Origin of the sequence: Microbacterium sp. Root1433D1 (assembly GCF_001426835.1) — a bacterium.
Lineage (GTDB): Bacteria > Actinomycetota > Actinomycetes > Actinomycetales > Microbacteriaceae > Microbacterium > Microbacterium maritypicum.
Window position 1 is genome coordinate 321,517 of sequence record NZ_LMFN01000003.1, and the last position, 18,007, is coordinate 339,523.

Below are 18,007 nucleotides of genomic sequence, written 5' to 3' on the forward strand. Positions count from 1 at the left end.
GGCTGGGGGGCCGATGATGAAGAAGACGGATGCACTGTATCCACCCATCGAACCGTACGAGACGGGGGAGCTGCTCGTCGGCGACGGCCACCGCGTCTATTGGGAGGTCAGCGGCAACCCCGAGGGCAAGCCCGTGGTGTTCCTGCATGGCGGTCCGGGGAGTGGAACCTCGCCGTGGCAGCGGCAGTTCTTCGACCCGAAGCGCTACCGCATCGTGCTGCTCGATCAGCGCGGCTGCGGCAAGAGCACACCGCACGCGAGCGCCCCGGATGCCGACTTCCGTCACATCACGACGGCTCATCTGATCGCCGACATCGAACTCCTTCGCAAGAATCTCGGCATCGCGAGATGGCAGGTGTTCGGCGGATCGTGGGGCAGCGCCCTGGCCCTCGCCTACGCACAGGCGCACCCGGATGCCGTGACCGAGCTGGTGCTCCGGGGGATCTTCACGCTGCGCAGGGTCGAGCTCGAGTGGTTCTACGAGGGCGGTGCCGCCGCCCTGTTCCCTGATCTCTGGGAGAGCTTCATCGCGCCGATCCCGCTGCTGGAGCGGTCGCACATGATCGAGGCGTATCACCGCCGACTGTTCGATCCCGACCCCGCCGTGCACGTGCCGGCGGCGGTCGCCTGGTCGACCTGGGAGGCGTCGACCGTCACGCTGACGCCGAACACTGCGCAGATCGAGGCGATGTCCGACCCGGTGAAGGCCACCGCTTTCGCTCGCATGGAGAACCACTTCTTCGTCCATCGAGGCTGGTGGGAAGAGGGACAGCTGATCGCCGGCGTAGACGTCATCCGTCACATCCCGACCGTCATCGTGCACGGGCGGCATGATGTCGTGACGCCGATGATGACGGCCTGGGATCTGCACCGGGCGTGGCCGGAGGCGGAGCTCGTCGTGGTCGACGATGCCGGTCACGCGGCCACCGAGCCCGGCACGACGAAGGCGCTCCGCGCGGCGACCGACAGATTCGCCCGCGCGGCGCGCTGACCCTCAGGCCCGCAGCGCCTTCGTCAGCGTCTTGACGAGACCCGCGATGCGCCCGTCCACCCGATAGCGGGTCAGCCCCTCGCTCACGGTCGCGCCGGTGCGGGATGAGACGAACCACGGCGGCTTCGGCAGGATCGTGAATCGCCCGCCGCCGTTCGCGATCGGCAGAGATCGAGGGAACGGGCGGAACGGGCCGCGGAGCACCGAGCGTTCGACCCGGTCGAGCAGCAGCGCGTTGTGCACGATGCCGATGCCGCTGCCCACGTCGCCGATCGTCCCGCCCGGGAACGCGCCCCACGTGAGAGTGGGGGTGATGAATGCGAACGCCGTCCAGCTGTTGATCGCGATCGAGCCGTAGCGGAGTGCCGCGATCGCCCTCTCGAAGCCGGCCCCGAGCGACTTCTCGGTCGCGGGGTCGATTAGCAGGTTCGCGCCGAGGGTGCCCTGGAGCTTGTCGTTGGCGTGAGTCACGGCGGCGTCCAGGAACTGCTGGCCCGTGCCGGGCAGCGTCACGACACCCAGCACCGGCGCGAAGTACTCGGTGGTCTCCAGAGCCTTCGGGTCGTCGTCCGCGTCTATCTCGACGAGCAGCCGGTCACCCAGCACGAGTGCGTCGGGGTAGGCGTCGGTCGCGAGCTCCATCCGCGACGAGGACCCCGGGTACCAGATCGGGCGCTCCGGCGCATTGGCGTAGGCCCGTCGGAGGGCAGCGCGGAAGGCGTCGGCCTGGTCCCAGTCGGACGACATGATCACGACCTGACCGGCGATGCAGTTGTGGCCGCAGTTCTGCAGACGCATGGTGGCGATGTGCTCGGCCTGGTAGGTGAGGTCGGCGTCTGTCCAGGCGCCGGGAACGACGATGATCGGTGAGACGCCGCCGAGCTCTGCGGTGATCGGCTTCTTCAGCTGCGGGCGGTTCTCGCGCCGACGACGCGTGGTCGCTGCCGCTCCCGTGCCCTTCGACGGGCCCCACACGATCGTGTCGAACGTCGCCGCGGAGCCGGTGATGTGCACGTGCACGAGACCGGGGTGTGCGGTGAGGTGGGCGCCGACTTCGGGGCCGCCGCGGACGATGCGCAGGAAGCCGGGCTCGATGAGCGGTGCGAGCGCGCGCTTGTAGACCGGCACCAGGGCATCCTGCGTGGGATTCACCTTGAGCAGCGCGGTGCGGTTGTGGGCCAGCAGCTCGTAGAGCACGTCCAGCACCGGGATCGAGGTCACGTTGCCCGCGCCGAGCACCAGGCCGACGCCGCCCGATTCGGTGGGCGTGCGCTGCGCGAGACCGGCCGACGCGCGAGCGGCGCCCGGTGTGACGCCCGGTTCCAGCCAGACCTCGCCCGTGAAACCCGAAAGGAGGAAGGAATCGATTCCGGTCAGCGGGAAGGCGTGCACGCGAGTGCGCCCTCCCGGGGCGCGGTCGAGCGTGATCCCGTCGAGGGGGTTCGCGCCCTTCGCCAGACGAGACAGGGTCTCGATGTAGGCGTCGAGCGCACCCAGCACGCTGTACGGCCCACTGAGCCACTCCTCGCCGCGCAGCGGATGACGGGCATCGAGGCCCTTCGAGGCCGCGGCCGTGGTCGCCCAGTCTTCCGCGGTCGCGGCGACACTCGTGCGCACCGCGCGCAGCAGCGTGACCCGCTGGGCGACCGTGAGGGCCGACCAGGTGCGGGCTCCGGTCTGGAGGGCGTCGACAGCGGAGTCGAGGCGCTCTCGTTCGGCTTCGCCCAGCGTCGGGCCCCCGCTCTTCGGCGCACGCTTCGAGGGCGTGGCGGAGGTGGCGGTTGTGCTCGCAGAAGTCATCGACGTCTCCTTCGGACGGGATCCCAGCTTAGGCGTCGGAATCGGCGACGGCATCGATGTCCGCGCGACGCAGGCGGTACCGGCGCAGCGTCAGCAGGCTGGCGCCCATCAGCACGGCGGGCAGGACGCTGAAGCTGAGGACGATACCCGTGATCGCCGCCTCCGGCTGCTCGACGGTGGTGCCGGCGACGGTCGAGATGTACCCGGTCGCCGCGAGCGTCAGCGACACCGCGGTCGCTCCGAGTGCGAAGCCGACCGTCTCGCCCGCGGTCCAGATGCCGGTGAAGGTGCCGGCCTGGCCGGGCCCGCTCGTGCGCTCGTCGTGGGAGATCACGTCGGGGAGCATCGCCATCGGCAACGACTGCAGGCCTGCATAGGCGATGCCGGCCACGGCGACGGATGCGTAGATCCACGCACCTGGCGACCACACCGCGAAGACGAGTGATGCCGCTGCCGCCGTGAACAGGAGGCTGGCCATCGCGAAGGCCCGCTCCTTGCCGACCCGTCGCGCGATGACCGTCCACCCAGGGGTGGCCAGCAGCGCTGGTCCCACCAGCGCGACGAAGACGAAGGTCACCGCATCCTCCGACCGCAGCACCCAGGTCGCGACGTACTGCGCGCCGGCGAGCATGGTTCCCGTCGCGAGAGCCTGCAGCACGAATGTGCCCAGCAGTGCGCGGAAGGGCTGACTGCGACCGAGGGTGCGGAAGCCCGACATGTACTGGTCTCGCCAGGTCGAGGCGGTCACGGCCGTCGCGGGAGAGACAGCGCTCCGCTGGGCGGCGTCATCCGCGGTTCGAGCGGCCACGAGCATCCCGACGCCGATCACGACGCCCGAGACGATGCCCATCAAGAGGTATCCCCTGACCGGGTCGTCGCCCGCATTGCGCAGCGCGGGGCCGCCGGCACCGAACAGCAGGATCGCTGCGGTGAGCACGACGACGCGCCACCCGAGCAGACGCGTGCGCTCGTCGTAGCTGCCGGTCAGTTCCGCGGGAAGGGCGACGTACGGCACCTGGAACAAGCTGAAAGCCGTCGCGGTCGCCAGGAAGGCCAGCAGCACGCTGATCGCTCCGGCGACGGGACCCCAGGTGGGCGGTACGGCGAACGTGAGGGCGAAGAAGAGGGGGAGTGCGAGCGCGCCGGTCACCATGAACCCGCGGCGAGAGCCGGTGCGCGCGAGCTGGCGATCGGACGCGGCCCCGATCAACGGGTCGATCAGCACGTCCCAGATCTTCGCCGCCGTGACGATCAGCCCTGCCGCGAGTGCGGCGACGCCGAGGTTGTCGGTGAGGAAGTACGTCAGCACCAGCCCGGGCAGTGTGGCGTAGCCGCCGGTCCCGAGCGAGCCGATCGCGTACAGCGCGATCGTTCGCGGAGAAAGACGGACGGGCGCTCGTTCGGACCGAGCCTCGGTGCTCATCGCGCCAGTGTAGTGGCGCGATGCCGCGGGATCAGATCAGCGAGAGCTCGCGCAGCTTCGACTCGACATCGGCGTTCGACGGCTCGACGTGATGCGAGGCATCGGGGTACACGACGACGGGGATGTTGGTGCGACCCGAGATCTCCTTCGCCACGTCTGCGGCGGCGGGCTCGGCGACCAGGTCGACGTACGTGTACTCGACCCCGAGTGCATCCAGCTGCTTCTTGGTGCGGATGCAGTCGCGGCACCAGTCGGCGCCGAACATCGTGATGGTGTCGGAGGCAGGAGAAGTCATGCACCCAGCCTACGACCGCTCGGGTGAGGTGGCGCTGAGTGTCGAGCGGATCATGGTCGGACTCGCGCGAAGAGGGCCCCGTCGGCGCGGATCCGCGCGCATCTCTTGTAAGTAAGGGTGCCCTTACTTACACTGGGGGCATGAGCGGCGCATGCGAGCACCTGGAGGATCCCGACTGGGACGACATCGAAGGTGCCGTGCTCATCGCCGGCGATGCGGCTGACGCCGGCTTCATCGCGAGCATCGCTGCGCGGCTGCCGTGGGATGCCCAGGGCGTCGTCATCCTCGAGGCTGCGGCTCGCATCCAGTTCCGACACATCGACGTCCCGGACGGGGTGTCGGTGCGCTGGCTGGTGCGGGGAGACGGCACCAGGGCGCATACGCGCGGCGAACGCCTCGCGAACGCCGTGCACGCCTGGTGCCTCGAGTGGGCGTGCAGCGAGCCGCCGTCGCAGTGGACGGTGTGGCTCGGACCGCACACACCTCCGCACGTGGCGCGCATGGCGCGCAGCCTGCTCGGCGTCGCGAACTGACCGCCGGGCGGCGTGCTGCTCAGCGCGAGGCGGCGCCCGCGGGAGCGTTGGCACCCGCGGTGATCGCATCGAGTGCACGCCGCAGCGACGAGCTCGACGTGTGCGCCGTGTACGGGAAGTACACGACCTCGACCCCGACCTCGGCGAACTCGCGCTCCAGGCGCAGGCCCTTGTCGGTGCCGCGCCAGTCGTCGCCCTTGAAGAAGTGCGTGAACTGCACGTCGCGCCACGAGTCCATCTTCGACGGCGTCGTCTCGACGTAGACGTCGTCGACGAACGAGATGTGCTTCACGATCTCCGCACGCTCCGCGGTCGGGATGACGGGCTCGATGCCCTTCACCTGACGCAGCATCTCGTCGCTGACGACGCCTGCGATCAGAATGTCGCAGTGCTGCTTGGCGTGACGAAGTAGATTCAGATGCCCGACGTGAAACAGGTCGAAAGCACCAACGGCATAGCCGATACGCGTCCCCATGATCTCCCCAGATCAGTAATTCCCCAGTAAGCGGATCCCCATCCGCTTCGCGACTCCCACAGCCGCGGTTCGAGAGTCTAGCAGGTTCGGGTTTCTCTCTGCACAGGATCCCGTGGAACGATGGAGGCCGCACGCGATGCGCGTGGGGAACAGGGGGCGGACGTGGGGACACCGGTCACGATCATCGTGCCGACGTTCAACGAGCGCGACAACGTCGCCGAGCTCGTCGCGCGGACCGCCGTGGCGCTCGAGGGGTGGGACGCCGAGATCCTGTTCGTCGACGACAGCACCGATGACACGGCCGCTGAGGTCGAGCGCGTCGCGGCCGATTCTCCGATCCCCGTGCGTGTCATCCATCGCTCCGAGAACACCGGAGGGCTGGGCGGCGCCGTCGTCATCGGCCTCGAGGCGGCGGCCTCCGATGTCTGCATCGTCATGGACGGTGATCTGCAGCATCCGCCCGAGCTCCTTCCCGTCCTGCTCGCTCGATTCGCGCAGGGGGATGCCGACGTCGTCGCCGCCTCCCGCTACGTCGGCGGAGGAGACACGAGCGGGCTCGGCACGGCGGTGCGCTTCGGCGTCTCCCGCGTCGCGACCTGGCTGACCAGGGCGATGTTCCCGATTCGCCTCGCTCGCAGCACCGACCCGATGACGGGGTTCTTCCTGGTCGACCGCGGTCGCCTCGACGTGTCGACGCTCCAGCCTCGGGGCTTCAAGATCCTCCTCGAGATCCTCGCGCGCAACGACCTGCGCATCGCCGAGGTGCCGATGGAGTTCGCCGAGCGACGACACGGCACGTCGAAGGCGAGCTTTCGCCAGGGCGCGATGTTCCTCGAGCACCTCGCACGACTGCGCTTCGGCAAGATGTCGCTGTTCGCGCTGATCGGCGTGATCGGCGCCGCCGCGAACCTCGGGATCATGTGGGCGCTCACTGCTGCGGGGGTGCCGTACATCTGGGCGGCGATCATCGGCGCCGAGGTCACCATCATCGGCAACTTCGTGCTGCAGGAGCGTTTCGTGTTCGCCGACATGCGCACCGATGCGCGCGCCCTCGGCATCCGCTTCGCCAGTTCCTTCGCGTTCAACAACGTCGAGGCCGCGCTGCGGATCCCGGTGATGGCGCTGATGGTCGAGTCGTGGCACATCTCGAGCGTCGTCGCGACGGGGCTCTCGCTCATCGTGGCCTTCTTCGCCCGGTTCCTGTTCCACTCCCTCGTCGTGTACGCGCCTCGACGGCGGCGCAAGGGGGAGTCCGTCGGCGCCGAGCCGCCGACGGATACCGCGGCTCAGCGCGTGATCCGCGCCATCGACGTCGAGGTCATGAAGCCGGGCGAGCTCTAAGACTCCTGCGGCATCGACTCCTGCGGCATCGCGGTCAGTGCTGTCGGCGGTGACGCCTCTTGCCAGGACGCCTGGGGAGGTCCATAGTTGGCTCGTGGAATCCGAGGGCGGTCCCTCGTCATCTCTCACCTGGGTGCATCGTGCCGAACAGTCGGTGCGCACCTGGGAGCAGAGCCACGCCAGGGGAGAGGTGCCCAGCGTCTGGCCGTACGGCCTCGACGCGCTGCGCGACCATGCCGACGTCGAGCTGATCGATCTCGCCCCACCCGGCCGGATCGCTCGAGCCCGTGCTCGATTCGCGGTCGGGCCGCGGCCCGTCGACGGGCTCGCGCTCACCTGGGACGAGAACACGGCCTATCGGATGCAGACGACCCATCCGCGCACCCGATTCGCCACCGGTGTGATCTGGCTCACGGACATGGTCGAGACCGGCGACGCGCCGACGCGGATGGTCGCGATGCTGGGGAGGGCCGAGGCTGCGTGGGTGCTCAGCGAAGCGCAGGTCGAGCCCGTGCGGAGGATGCTGGGGCCTGGCGCGACTCGGGTGTTCGCCGTGCCCTTCGGAATCGACAGCGCGTTCTTCGTTCCGAGGTCGTATCCGGCCCGTCCGCGCATCGTGAGCGTGGGCAACGACAGGGATCGCGATCCCGCCACGCTGTTCGCGGCGCTCACTCGCATCCTCGCGATCCGTCCCGAGACCGAAGCGGTGGTGCAGACGCGGTCGGACCTCGCCCCGCCTGAGGGGGTGCAGGTCGTCCGGCACCTGCCGCACGCGGAACTCCGCGACCTCTACGCGACCGCGAGCGTCGTCGTCATACCGACCAGGCCGAACCTGCACGCCTCCGGGATGACCGTGGCGCTCGAAGCACTCGCGACGGCCCGTCCTGTCGTCGTCACCGACACACCGGGGATGCACCAGTACGTGAGCGAGGGCCGCACCGGACACCTCGTCCCCCCGGAGGATCCGGCGGAGCTTGCCCTCGCCGTGCTCCGCCTGCTCGATGATCCGGCGCACGCCGCAGAGCTCGGGCAGAACGGCCGCATAGAGGTGGAACAGCACTTCACGACGCAGATCATGGTCGCATCCCTGGCGCGAGGGCTGCTGCCCGCGATCTGACCTCGAGCCGACGACGGTCGGGGCGCTCTAGTGCTTCGCGCCGCGTCTTTTCACCCGCACGGCCGCGCGGAACGCATCGGCGTGCGCTCGACCGGCGTCGGCCCAGTCGCGCCGGGAGAGATCGGGTGAGCCCGTGAGCGTCGTCGCGGCACGCCAGGCCTCGACGACCGTAGGAGCGTCGAGCTCGCCGTCGTACATCAGAACCCACTCCTGGCCGACCTCGCGTCCGAGAGCCTCGTTCGCCTCGTTGCGGGGGACGAGCACCGGGCGGTCCATCGACAGGGCGGCGAGGACGCTGCCGGAATTGTGCATGAAGCGGTAGGCCAGCACGATGAGGTCGGATGATGTGGCGAGCTGGACGAGTTCGGCGTCGCTGAGGAAGTCGAGGTGCAGCGACACTCCGGGCAGGTCTGCGGTGCGTGCGCGGAGGTCGTCTCCGAGCTCGGGGGTGGACGGGCGTCCGCCGATGCGCAGGCTCAGCGCCGGTTCGACGGCGACCGCCTCGCCGTACGCGTCGATGAAGCCCTCCAGCCCCTTGTAGCGGCGGATTCCACCGAACGACCCGAGCTGACCCGGCACCCGCTCCGCCGCGGGGAACTTCGCGTACCAGCCGCGGTAGTCGCCGTGCAGGATCAGGCTGTGGGGGGTGCCGGGCGCGAGCGGAGTCGTCTCGTTGATGACGATCCGGTAGTCGGTGTGGCGATCGATGAAGCGCAGCAGCCACAGCCGCGGCGCATTGTCGTCGGGAAGCTCGATGTTGTGAACCGTGCGCACCACAGCGATGCGGCGCGAGAGGCGGTGGCGGAACACGAGTGCTGCGGTGAGCAGGAACTTGCCCGTGGACTTCCACCAGGTGGACCCGTGCAGCTTCGCCTCCGGCCAATGCCAGTGGAAGGCGTCGTAGCGCCCGAAGAGGGCCGTGCCCCAGGAGAAGCGCAGACGGGTGAGGCCCTCTGTGGAGCCGAGTGCCTCATCGAGCATCTTGTTGTACGGGTTCGTCGTCGGACGCGGAGCGCCCAGCGACTGCATCACGCGGATGGTCGATCCGGTATCGGTCATGGTCGTGTCATCCTCCGATGGGCGACGGTACTCGTCGTAGCGGCGGCCGAGGGCGGCGGCGATCGTGCCGCGGCCGCGGTGCACCAGGCGGGTCCCCCTGGCGTGGTGGGTGATGTTCGAGGTGAGTGCTCCGAAGGTCCTCCGCAGACCACCGACGACGATCCGCGCGACACCGCCGATCAGAGCCCGCAGTCGCAGGATGCCGCGCCGGGCCTTCCCCTCGGTCAACTGCAGCTGGATGCGAGTGCCGGCGTTCGCCGAGCTGAACGCGCGCTGCGCCGCCCAGGATCGGCTCAGCCGCGAGGCGACCACGAGGTCTTCGGTCTCGGACTCGTTGCACCACACGATCAACCCACCGCGCTGGGCGAGCTGGCGGGAGAAGAGAGTGTCCTCGCCACCACCCAGGCCGAGGGACGTGTCGAAGCGCAGCCCGAGCCGGCGGATGGACCGCAGGTCGAGGAGCAGGTTGCCGGCGGCGGCCACCTGCAGCACGGTGCCCGTCTGCCTGGGCGGTCGCCGGAACGTTCCCGATGCGAGCAGCCACGGATCGACGTCCTCGTCGAAGACCGAGATCACGCGACCCATCACCGCGTCGGCCCCGTGCTCGCGCCAGACCTCGATCAGCGAGGAGAGCCATCCCTCCCGGGGGATCTCGTCGTCGTCGATGAAGGCGACCAGATCGCGATCCACGCACTCATCCAGGATCCGGTTGCGGGCGGCGGCGATGCCCGGTGCGGGCTCGACGACGTAGCGCACCGGAAGGTCCGCGCCTGCGGCCACGTCGCGTCCAGAGCCTGCAGGGTCGTTGTCGACGACCAGCACGTCCACCGTGATGCCGAGGTCGGCGCACTCCGCGATGCGCGACGGCAGCGTGCGCAGCAGTGCCTCCAGAAGCTCCGGCCTCCGATACGTAGGTACGCCGATCGTCACCGCGATCATGTCGTTCGATTCCGGTCCCCTGGTCATCCGCCCCATCCCCATGGCAGTAGCGCGCCTCGACTCCGACGCCGGCTCATCGTATCGTGAACCCCTGAGACCGGTCTGCGGAGCGGGCTCGCGTATAGTCTTTGTCCTGGGAGTCGACGTCGGTCGCGACTCTGGGGAATTCGACCGGCGCCCGAGGCGATCCGCGAGCCGGATCCGGGGGGAGGATCGCGTGTCAATCGTGCACGGACGGCTTGCCGTGGTCGTGGTCAACTACGCCTCGGCCGGGCTTCTGCAGCGCAACCTGGTGACGGTCGAGCGGGAAGCGCGAGCGATCGCGCAGGACGCTCTCGTCATCGTCGTCGACAACTGGTCGAACGCGGACGAGCGTCGCGCCGCGCAGGACATCGCGCGCGAGCACGACTGGGTCCTGATGGAGCCGGAGGCGAACTCGGGCTTCGGTGGCGGCGTCAACCTCGGAGTGACGCGTGCGCTCGCCGAAGGGGCGACCGATGTGCTCGTGATCAACCCGGATGCGCACATCGACCGCGACTCGCTGCATCGACTCGCCTCCGCCACCGCAGCCTCACGCACGACGCTCGCGTCGCCGATGATCACGGACTCGGAGGGAAGAACGTGGTTCGCCGGGATCGACCTTCTGCTCCACGACGGCACCATGCGCGCTCGTCGCAAGCGCGTCGAGGGCGACACCCAGCCGTTCGAGCCCTGGCTGAGCGGGGCCTGCCTGTGGATCACGCGCGAGGTGTGGGAGCTCTCCGGCGGCTTCGATGACGATTACTTCCTGTATTGGGAAGACGTCGACTTCTCGCGTCGGGTGGTCTCAGCCGGCGGTTCCCTCATGCTCGTCGAAGACGCCAGGGCGGTGCACGACGAGGGAGGGACACAGCGCGCGGAGCCCGAGACCTCACGGGCGAAATCCGAGGGCTATTACTACTACAACATCCGCAACCGGATGCTGTACGCCGTGCGCCATCTCGATGACGCGGCCGTGCAGCGCTGGCGCCGCTCGATTCCCCGAACGGCCAGGGAGGTCATCCTCCGCGGCGGACGTCGACAGCTGATCCAGTCGGCCGCGCCGATCCGGGCCTACCTCCGCGGTGTGCGCGAGGCTCGCCGGATCGCACGGACGCACACAACGGTCCAGAAGGGCAGGAAATGGTCGTAGACGCCTACCATCGTCTCGCGCGTGCGCAGAAGGGGCATGCCCGTGGGGCCCCCGCGTATTCGGTGTACGTCAACCGCCGCATCGGGAGGGTGCTCGCCGCCGTCGCCTATCGGATCGGGCTCACCCCGAACCAGGTGTCGATCATCAGCGCGGTGCACTCGTTCGTCGCGATCGGTCTCATCGCTTTCGGGCCGGTGAACGTGCCGATGGGCCTCCTGATCGCCCTCCTTCTGGTGCTCGGGTATGCCTGGGATTCCGCGGACGGCCAGGTCGCACGTCTGCGTGGGGGTGGAAGCCCCCAGGGCGAGTGGCTCGACCACTTCATCGACACGCTCAAGATCGCCTCGCTGCATTTGGCCGTGCTGATCGGGCTCTACCGTGTCGTTCCGGAGACGCCGCTGCTTCTGCTGATCCCCATCGTGTTCAGCATCGTCGCGACGACCACCTTCTCCGGCATGCTCCTCAACGACCTGCTCAAGGGCAAGCATGCGGTGGCGTCGACTCATGAGCGTGGCGGGGGAACCCTGATGCGTTCCCTCATCCTGCTGCCGACCGACTTCGGCCTCGTGTGCCTCGTGTTCGTCCTGTGGGGGTGGACCCCGGCATTCCTGATCGGCTACGGCGCGCTCTGCGTCGCCGCCGTCCTGTTCCTCGCGCTCGCCGCGGTGAAGTGGTTCCGCGAGATCGGAAGGCTGGGTGCGTCCGCATGACCGACGAGAGGATCCTGGTCGTCTGCGCCGCCAACGTCTGTCGATCGCCGTTGGCCGAACTCGCACTGCGGCGCGGACTCGGGGCGGATTCCCCCCTCTCCGTGAGCAGCGCCGGTGTCCGGGTCAACGAGGGCGATCCGATCTGCTCCGCCGTGGCGTCGCTGCATGATGACGCGCAGTGGCAGGCCCAGGCCCAGTCGCACCGGGCGACGCCGGTCACGATCGAGCAGATCGAGCAGGCGAGCATCGTGCTCACGGCATCGCGCGACATCCGCGGCGAGTTGGTGCGACTCGCGCCGCGGTCCCGTGACTGGATGTTCACGATCAAGGAAGCCGCCCACCTCGGCGAGGGCTTCGCGTCGTCCGCGCCCGATCGGGTGGCGGAGTATGTCGCCCATCTCGACCGGGCCCGCTCGCGAGCCGTTCCCTTGACTCCGTCCAGAGGCGTCGGCGCCCGCCTGCGGCAGCTCTTCGGCGGCCGCACGACCGTCGATCCGACGAGCATCGCCGATCGCCACGGAAGCCGCGGACACCTGGAGACGGTCGCGGAGGTCGAGGCCTCCGTCGCGACCATCCTCGCTCAACTCGGAGGACATCGGCGCCATTCGTCCTGAGTGAACACTTGCGATATTCCGCTCCTCGCACTACGATTAGCCGATGCCGCGTTCTGCGCGGTTGAAGGGGACCCGAAGCCGAGGGGGCTTTGGGATGGGGAATCTGGGTTCTGGGGAGCTGCAGTGTTCAACGTTTCATCATGCCGTTCTGGGGACGGCACTTCGCGATCGCTACGCGCGATACTCGTCGCGCCGTTGGTGGCGCTCGCACTCGTGACGGCCGGCTGCACCGCAGCGCCAGACGCGTCGGAGACGCCGGCGCCTGAGGGCACCAGCACCACCGACTGGACGCCGCCCGCCGACACGGAGGCCGAGGGCCCCACCGAGGGCCCGGCTCTCACGGAGGAGAACGGGGCGCTCGACGCCCCGATCACTCTCTCCACCGATGTGGTCGTCACGATCGACAAGATCTCGACCACCACGATCGAGCCCAAGACGCCCGGCGAGTACGCCGGGTCTGCGGTCGTCGTCACACTGTCGGTCGCCAACGACTCGAAGCGCGCACAGAGCGTCGACTCCGCGGTGGTCAGCCTCGTCACAGACGACGGTGACATCGGGGTCGCCACCACGGCAGGCCCGAACAAGCCCCTGCAGGGTGAGCTCGCCGCCGGTGCGAAGACCACCGGCACCTATGTGTTCATGCTCGATCCGACGCAGGGGCGCTCGGTGAAGATCAGCGTCAACTACGCGGCGGGGGAGCCGGTGGCGACGTTCGCCGGCCAGCTTTCCTGACGCTCGCATACGCGCACCATCGCAACATTTCGGTATTTCGTTCTTGCACTAACTCACTTTCAAAGAAGAAAACTGGCGGCTGGGGAGTCACTATGGGGAACACATCGACCACGAGGCGGGCGCTGAGCGCGCTTGCGTCTGTCGTGACGGCGGCGTTGCTCGTCGCAGGCATGACGACATTGGGTGCGCAGGCGGCGTCGGCAGACGTCCCGTCGACGCCACCGCCCCTGCTGCAGCGCGACGACAACGTCGTCACGTCGGACCCGATCCCGACGGTGCAGATCGACAACGGCTATGTCTGGGCGCAGGCGATGATCGGGTCGACCGTGTACGCGGTGGGCAAGTTCGACAACGCCCGTGCGCCCCTGGCCGCACCCGGCACCAGCCTGACGGCGCGTTCCAACGTTCTCGCCTATGACATCAACACGGGTCAGCTGCTCTCGTTCGCCCCGCAGGTGAACGGCGTGATCAAGGCCGTCGCCGCGTCGCCCGACGGCACCCGCATCTACATCGGCGGCTCGTTCAACTCGGTCAACGGTCAGGCACGCTGGAACTTCGCGGCCCTCGACGCCACGACCGGCCAGCTCGTCCCCGGCTTCTCGCCGTCGATCGGCGGCAGTGGCGTCTACGCCCTCGCGGCCTCCGGATCGAGTGTCTACGTGGGCGGTCTGTTCACCCAGGGCAACGGCACCGCCCGCAAGAACCTCGCCGCCTTCAGCGCCACCAACGGCGCCCTGCTGAACTGGGCTCCGCAGACCGACCTCCAGGTCGATGCGATGGTCATGGACCCTGCGGGTCAGAACGTCATCGCTGCCGGTCGCTTCTCACAGGTGAACGGCGACCTGACCATGCGCGGCGCGGTCGCGCTGGACAAGACGACCGGGGCGGTGGACTCGTCGTGGGCGCTGCCGCAGACCGTGAAGAACGGCTCGAACACAGGCAGCAACTCGGGCAAGGCCGGCATCTTCGGCCTGGCCGCCGATTCGACGGCCGTCTACGGCACCGGTTGGGTCTACGCCAACGCCAGTATCGGAAACCTCGAGGGAACCTTCGCGGCGGAAGCCGGTACCGGGCAGGTCCGCTGGATCGCCGACTGCCTCGGCGACCACTACGGCGTCTACTCGACGGGCGAGGTCGTTTACACGACGAGCCACACCCACGCCTGCGGCACGATGAGCCTGCACCCCGAGCAGAGCCCGCGCACGCACCGCTACTCGGAGGCGTACACGGCTGATGCTCGTGGAACGCTCGGCAACCAGCCTGCAGCCGGCACCACCTACAAGAACTGGGCGGGAACCCCTGCTCCGTCACCGTACGCCTGGACGCCCGACTGGGCAGTCGGTGTGACGACGGGCATGGGGCAGGCCGGACTCTCCATCACCGGTACCGGCAACATGATCTCGATCGGCGGAGAGTTCCGTTCCGTGAACAACGGTCGTTTCGAAGGTCTCGTGCGCTTCTCGACGAACCCTCCTGGCGGAGCCAAAGACGGCCCCCGTCTCTCGGCGGCCAACTGGACCGGAACCGCACAGTCGTTCATCCCTGGACGGGTCCGGGTCTCGATCCCGGCCAACTGGGACCGCGATGACCTGACGCTCACCTACGAACTCCGTCGCACCGGCACGGCTGATCCGGTCGCCACGACAACCGCCGACGGAACCTGGTGGAAGCGATCGGCCGTCATCCTCGAAGACAAGTCCGCCGAGCCGGGCTCGCAGCAGGAGTACACCGTCGTCGCGAAGGACGCCAGCGGCAACACGGTCAGCAGTCAGGCCATTTCGGTGACCGTCGCGTCGGGAGCCGTGTCGAGCTACACCAACGCGGTGACCGCCGACAACCCTCAGCTCTACTACCCGCTGGGCACCGCACCGCAGGACTGGGCCGGATCGAACACTCCGGTGTTCGGCTCGGGTGTGAGCTCCTCGTCGTCCGGTGTGGAGAACACCGCAACAGGGGCGTCGACCTTCACCGGTACCTCCACGGGCCGCGTCTCGACGACCGACAAGGTCGCCCCGCCCGCGGAGTTCTCGACGGAGCTGTGGTTCAAGACCAACACCACGACCGGTGGCAAGCTGATCGGCTACGGGAACGCGGCCTCTGGCGACTCCACCAGCTACGACCGTCATCTCTACATGACCAACAACGGTCGCCTGATCTTCGGCACCTACCAGGGCAGCACGCAGACGATCCAGAACTCCACGGCGCTGAACAACAACGCGTGGCATCACGCGGTGGCGACTCAGGGCGCAGACGGCATGAAGCTGTATGTCGACGGCGCGCTCGTCGCGTCCGCACCCGGTGCGACCAGTGCAGAGAACACCCTGGGGTACTGGCGCATCGGTGGTGACAACATCGCCAGCTGGCCCTCCGCGCCGAGCTCCAAGTACTTCAAGGGAGCCCTCGACGAGGTGGCCGTATACCCCTACGCGCTGACCGCAGCACAGGTGCAGACGCACTACGGCATCGGTAAGGGCTTCCAGCCGCCGACGGCCGCGTTCACAGCGACACCGACCGATCTCGCTGTGGCGTTCGACGCCAGCGCGTCCGCGCCGACCGGCTCGGCCACGATCACCGGCTACAGCTGGAACTTCGGCGACGACTCGGCGACGGCCTCGGGTGCGACGGCCTCGCACACCTACGCGGCTGCCGGCACCTACACGATCAAGCTCACGGTCACGGACAGCAACGGCCTGGCCACCACGACCGAGAATCCCGTCGTGGTCGAGGCGGCGAACGTGCTGCCCACCGCCTCCTTCGAGGTGACGGGCGCCGGGCTCTCGGTCTCGGCGGACGCCTCCGCCTCGGTCGACTCCGACGGCACGATCGCGTCGTACGACTGGAACTGGGGAGACGGTTCGACCTCGACCGGCCAGGTCGCCAGCCACGTGTACGCCTCGGCGGGCACGCGCACGGTCACTCTGACGGTCACCGACAACCGCGGTGGCACGGCCACGACCACGCGAGAGGCCGTCACGACCCACGCGAACCCGGTCGCGACCTTCACCTCGACCGCGTCGGGGATGAACGTCGACGTCTCTGCCGCAGGGTCTAGTGCCTCCGACGGCGCGACGCTCTCCTACTCCTGGAACTGGGGCGATGGCAGCGCGGCGGGCACCGGCGCGACCGCCGGTCACACCTACGCCCAGCCGGGCGCGCATGACATCACCCTGACGGTGACCGACAGCCTCGGCGGATCGGCGAGCGTCACGAACTCCGTGACGGTCCAGGAGCAGGTGTTCGCCGCGTCCGACTCGTTCGGTCGTGTGGTCTCGAGCGGTTGGGGTGCGGCTGATGTCGGCGGCACCTGGGCGCCCATGAGCGGTTCGGCCGCCGTCACCTCCGTTGCAGACGGAGTCGGCAAGGTGAACCTCTCGCCGGGTGAGACCCGCGAGATGCTGCTGCAGGGCACGTCGCTCCTCGACACCTCGGCACGGATCACCTACACGCTGGCCTCCGGTCCGTCGACGGGTGTCGCCTACGAAGGTCTCGGTGCACGCCGCTCGGGTTCGAACGGCTACCGGGCGCTCGCGTGGCACCGAGCGGACGGGAGCACGTGGCTCGTGATCCACCGCAACGGTACGGCGATCGCCAGCACCGCTGTCGCCGGTCTCACCTGGACCGCAGGAAGCACGTTCAACCTCGCCATGGAGACGACCGGTTCCGGAACCACGACGATCCGCGCGAAGGTGTGGGCTGCCGGAGCCGCGGAGCCTGCCAACTGGCAGCTCTCCACGACAGACGCGACGCCGGCACTGCAGACGGCCGGCGCGCCGACCGTCTTCTCCTACCGTGCGGGCAGTGCGACCGGTAGCAACCTCGCGAGCTTCGACGACTACACGCTGAAGAACCTCGGCGTGGTGGCACCGGAGCCGGAGCCGGAGCCCGAACCCCAGCCCACGAACGTCGCCCCGACGGCCGCGTTCACGGCGACGGCTACGGGCCTGACGGTCAACGTCGACGGTGGAGCATCGACGGATTCCGACGGCACCATCGCTTCCTACGCCTGGAACTTCGGCGATGGATCGACGGGCACCGGAGCAACGAGCTCCCGCGCCTACGCTGCGGCGGGCACCTACACGGTGACCCTCACGGTGACGGACGACAAGGGTGCGACCAACACCGCCACCCAGCAGGTCACGGTCACGGCACCGCCGGTCGACCCGCAGCCTGAACCCAACCCGGCCGCGCTGGTGAGCGATGAGTTCGACCGTACGGCTGGTCCCGGATGGGGCTCGGCGGTCACGGGCGGCGCCTGGAGCATCGCCGGGGGCTCGCAGGCGGCGGCGACCGTCGCCGACGGCCAGGGCAAGCTGAGCCTGGTCGCCGGAGACACCCGCCACGCGACGCTCAACACGACCTCGATCGGCGATGCGATCCTCGAGACGCAGTTCCGCGTCGACCAGGCTCCTGCCGCCGGTGGCGCCTACATCGGTGTCATCGCGCGACAGACTGCTGCCGGGAAGTACTTCGCCCGTGCGTGGCTGCGTCCTGACGGCACCGTGTGGCTCGTGGTCCACCGTGAAGGGACGGTGCTGCTGACGCAGGCCGTACCCGGACTCGTCTGGGCGGCGAACACGTCGTACAGCCTGAAGGTGTCTGTCACCGGATCCGCATCGACCGCCATCTCGGCGAAGATCTGGGCGACCGGCACCACGGAGCCGGCGAACTGGCAGCTCAACGCCACGGACGCGACCGGGCTGGCGGCAGGTTCCGTCGGTCTCAGCGGCAACCGGTCGGGCAGCTCGACGGCGCCGCTGAACGTCTCGTTCGATTCGTTCCGCGTCACCGCGCCCCAGTAAGATCCTGA

The 18,007-nt window shown here is 68.7% G+C and carries 14 protein-coding genes; 9 read left to right on the top strand and 5 right to left on the bottom strand.

The genetic code is table 11. From position 1 onward, the window contains the following. Nucleotides 1-13 precede the first annotated feature (13 nt). Nucleotides 14-991, top strand: a complete 978-nt coding sequence (pip, locus tag ASD13_RS12520) for a prolyl aminopeptidase (RefSeq protein WP_055869653.1) — start codon at nt 14-16, stop codon at nt 989-991. Between the two features lie 3 nt (nt 992-994). Here pip and ASD13_RS12525 read toward each other — a convergent pair whose 3' ends face one another. From ASD13_RS12525 to ASD13_RS12535, 3 genes are read right to left on the bottom strand one after another with little or no spacing between them, the layout of a single operon-like run. Continuing rightward, complete coding sequence (locus ASD13_RS12525) at nt 995-2,791, bottom strand: aldehyde dehydrogenase family protein (protein ID WP_055869656.1); 1,797 nt, start codon at nt 2,789-2,791, stop codon at nt 995-997. A 28-nt stretch (nt 2,792-2,819) separates the two neighbouring features. After that, complete coding sequence (locus tag ASD13_RS12530) at nt 2,820-4,214, bottom strand: MFS transporter (RefSeq protein WP_055869658.1); 1,395 nt, start codon at nt 4,212-4,214, stop codon at nt 2,820-2,822. Between the two features lie 31 nt (nt 4,215-4,245). Then, nucleotides 4,246-4,509 (bottom strand): glutaredoxin family protein, encoded by a 264-nt coding sequence (locus tag ASD13_RS12535; RefSeq protein ID WP_017831447.1) that lies wholly within the window; start codon nt 4,507-4,509, stop codon nt 4,246-4,248. Nucleotides 4,510-4,649: 140 nt separating this feature from the next. Between ASD13_RS12535 and ASD13_RS12540 the strand changes: the two genes are divergently transcribed. Then, nucleotides 4,650-5,042, top strand: a complete 393-nt coding sequence (locus ASD13_RS12540) for an SIP domain-containing protein (protein ID WP_055869661.1) — start codon at nt 4,650-4,652, stop codon at nt 5,040-5,042. A 19-nt stretch (nt 5,043-5,061) separates the two neighbouring features. Here the strand turns inward: ASD13_RS12540 and ASD13_RS12545 are convergent, their stop codons facing one another. Beyond that, entirely contained in the window at nt 5,062-5,517 is a 456-nt protein-coding gene (locus ASD13_RS12545) for an adenylyltransferase/cytidyltransferase family protein (protein WP_055869665.1), read from the bottom strand. A gap of 120 nt (nt 5,518-5,637) precedes the next feature. Here ASD13_RS12545 and ASD13_RS12550 point away from each other — a divergent pair, with 120 nt between their 5' ends. Next, on the top strand, nt 5,638-6,858 hold the full coding sequence (locus tag ASD13_RS12550; protein WP_055869668.1) for a glycosyltransferase: 1,221 nt from the start codon (nt 5,638-5,640) through the stop codon (nt 6,856-6,858). A gap of 94 nt (nt 6,859-6,952) precedes the next feature. Then, nucleotides 6,953-7,975 carry a glycosyltransferase family 4 protein gene (locus ASD13_RS12555; protein ID WP_055869670.1) on the top strand — a complete coding sequence of 341 codons (1,023 nt, stop codon included), beginning with the start codon at nt 6,953-6,955 and terminating at the stop codon, nt 7,973-7,975. A gap of 27 nt (nt 7,976-8,002) precedes the next feature. Here the strand turns inward: ASD13_RS12555 and ASD13_RS17660 are convergent, their stop codons facing one another. After that, a complete protein-coding gene (locus ASD13_RS17660) occupies nt 8,003-10,000 on the bottom strand; it encodes a glycosyltransferase (protein WP_055869674.1) in 1,998 nt (665 codons plus the stop codon). Nucleotides 10,001-10,190: 190 nt separating this feature from the next. Here ASD13_RS17660 and ASD13_RS12565 point away from each other — a divergent pair, with 190 nt between their 5' ends. The 5 genes from ASD13_RS12565 to ASD13_RS12585 all read left to right on the top strand — a co-directional run bounded on the left by ASD13_RS12565 (nt 10,191) and on the right by ASD13_RS12585 (nt 17,999). Further along, nucleotides 10,191-11,144, top strand: a complete 954-nt coding sequence (locus ASD13_RS12565) for a glycosyltransferase family 2 protein (RefSeq protein WP_235562579.1) — start codon at nt 10,191-10,193, stop codon at nt 11,142-11,144. After that, complete coding sequence (locus ASD13_RS12570; RefSeq protein ID WP_055869677.1) at nt 11,135-11,854, top strand: CDP-alcohol phosphatidyltransferase family protein; 720 nt, start codon at nt 11,135-11,137, stop codon at nt 11,852-11,854. Before ASD13_RS12565 ends, ASD13_RS12570 begins: the two co-directional genes overlap by 10 nt. Further along, on the top strand, nt 11,851-12,468 hold the full coding sequence (locus ASD13_RS12575; RefSeq protein WP_055869682.1) for an arsenate reductase/protein-tyrosine-phosphatase family protein: 618 nt from the start codon (nt 11,851-11,853) through the stop codon (nt 12,466-12,468). Before ASD13_RS12570 ends, ASD13_RS12575 begins: the two co-directional genes overlap by 4 nt. Nucleotides 12,469-12,666: 198 nt before the next feature. Continuing rightward, nucleotides 12,667-13,200 (top strand): DUF4352 domain-containing protein, encoded by a 534-nt coding sequence (locus ASD13_RS12580; RefSeq protein WP_017831456.1) that lies wholly within the window; start codon nt 12,667-12,669, stop codon nt 13,198-13,200. A gap of 92 nt (nt 13,201-13,292) precedes the next feature. After that, nucleotides 13,293-17,999, top strand: a complete 4,707-nt coding sequence (locus tag ASD13_RS12585) for a PKD domain-containing protein (RefSeq protein ID WP_055869685.1) — start codon at nt 13,293-13,295, stop codon at nt 17,997-17,999. The last annotated feature ends 8 nt before the right edge of the window (nt 18,000-18,007 follow it).

Coding starts and splice junctions, on each gene's coding strand:
- ASD13_RS12585 (WP_055869685.1), top strand. CDS start 13,293: ATGGGGAACACATCGACCACGAGGCGGGCGCTGAGCGCGCTTGCGTCT.
- ASD13_RS12570 (WP_055869677.1), top strand. CDS start 11,135: ATGGTCGTAGACGCCTACCATCGTCTCGCGCGTGCGCAGAAGGGGCAT.
- ASD13_RS12540 (WP_055869661.1), top strand. CDS start 4,650: ATGAGCGGCGCATGCGAGCACCTGGAGGATCCCGACTGGGACGACATC.
- ASD13_RS12530 (WP_055869658.1), bottom strand. CDS start 4,214: ATGAGCACCGAGGCTCGGTCCGAACGAGCGCCCGTCCGTCTTTCTCCG.
- ASD13_RS17660 (WP_055869674.1), bottom strand. CDS start 10,000: ATGACCAGGGGACCGGAATCGAACGACATGATCGCGGTGACGATCGGC.
- ASD13_RS12575 (WP_055869682.1), top strand. CDS start 11,851: ATGACCGACGAGAGGATCCTGGTCGTCTGCGCCGCCAACGTCTGTCGA.
- pip (WP_055869653.1), top strand. CDS start 14: ATGATGAAGAAGACGGATGCACTGTATCCACCCATCGAACCGTACGAG.
- ASD13_RS12535 (WP_017831447.1), bottom strand. CDS start 4,509: ATGACTTCTCCTGCCTCCGACACCATCACGATGTTCGGCGCCGACTGG.
- ASD13_RS12545 (WP_055869665.1), bottom strand. CDS start 5,517: ATGGGGACGCGTATCGGCTATGCCGTTGGTGCTTTCGACCTGTTTCAC.
- ASD13_RS12525 (WP_055869656.1), bottom strand. CDS start 2,791: ATGACTTCTGCGAGCACAACCGCCACCTCCGCCACGCCCTCGAAGCGT.
- ASD13_RS12550 (WP_055869668.1), top strand. CDS start 5,638: ATGGAGGCCGCACGCGATGCGCGTGGGGAACAGGGGGCGGACGTGGGG.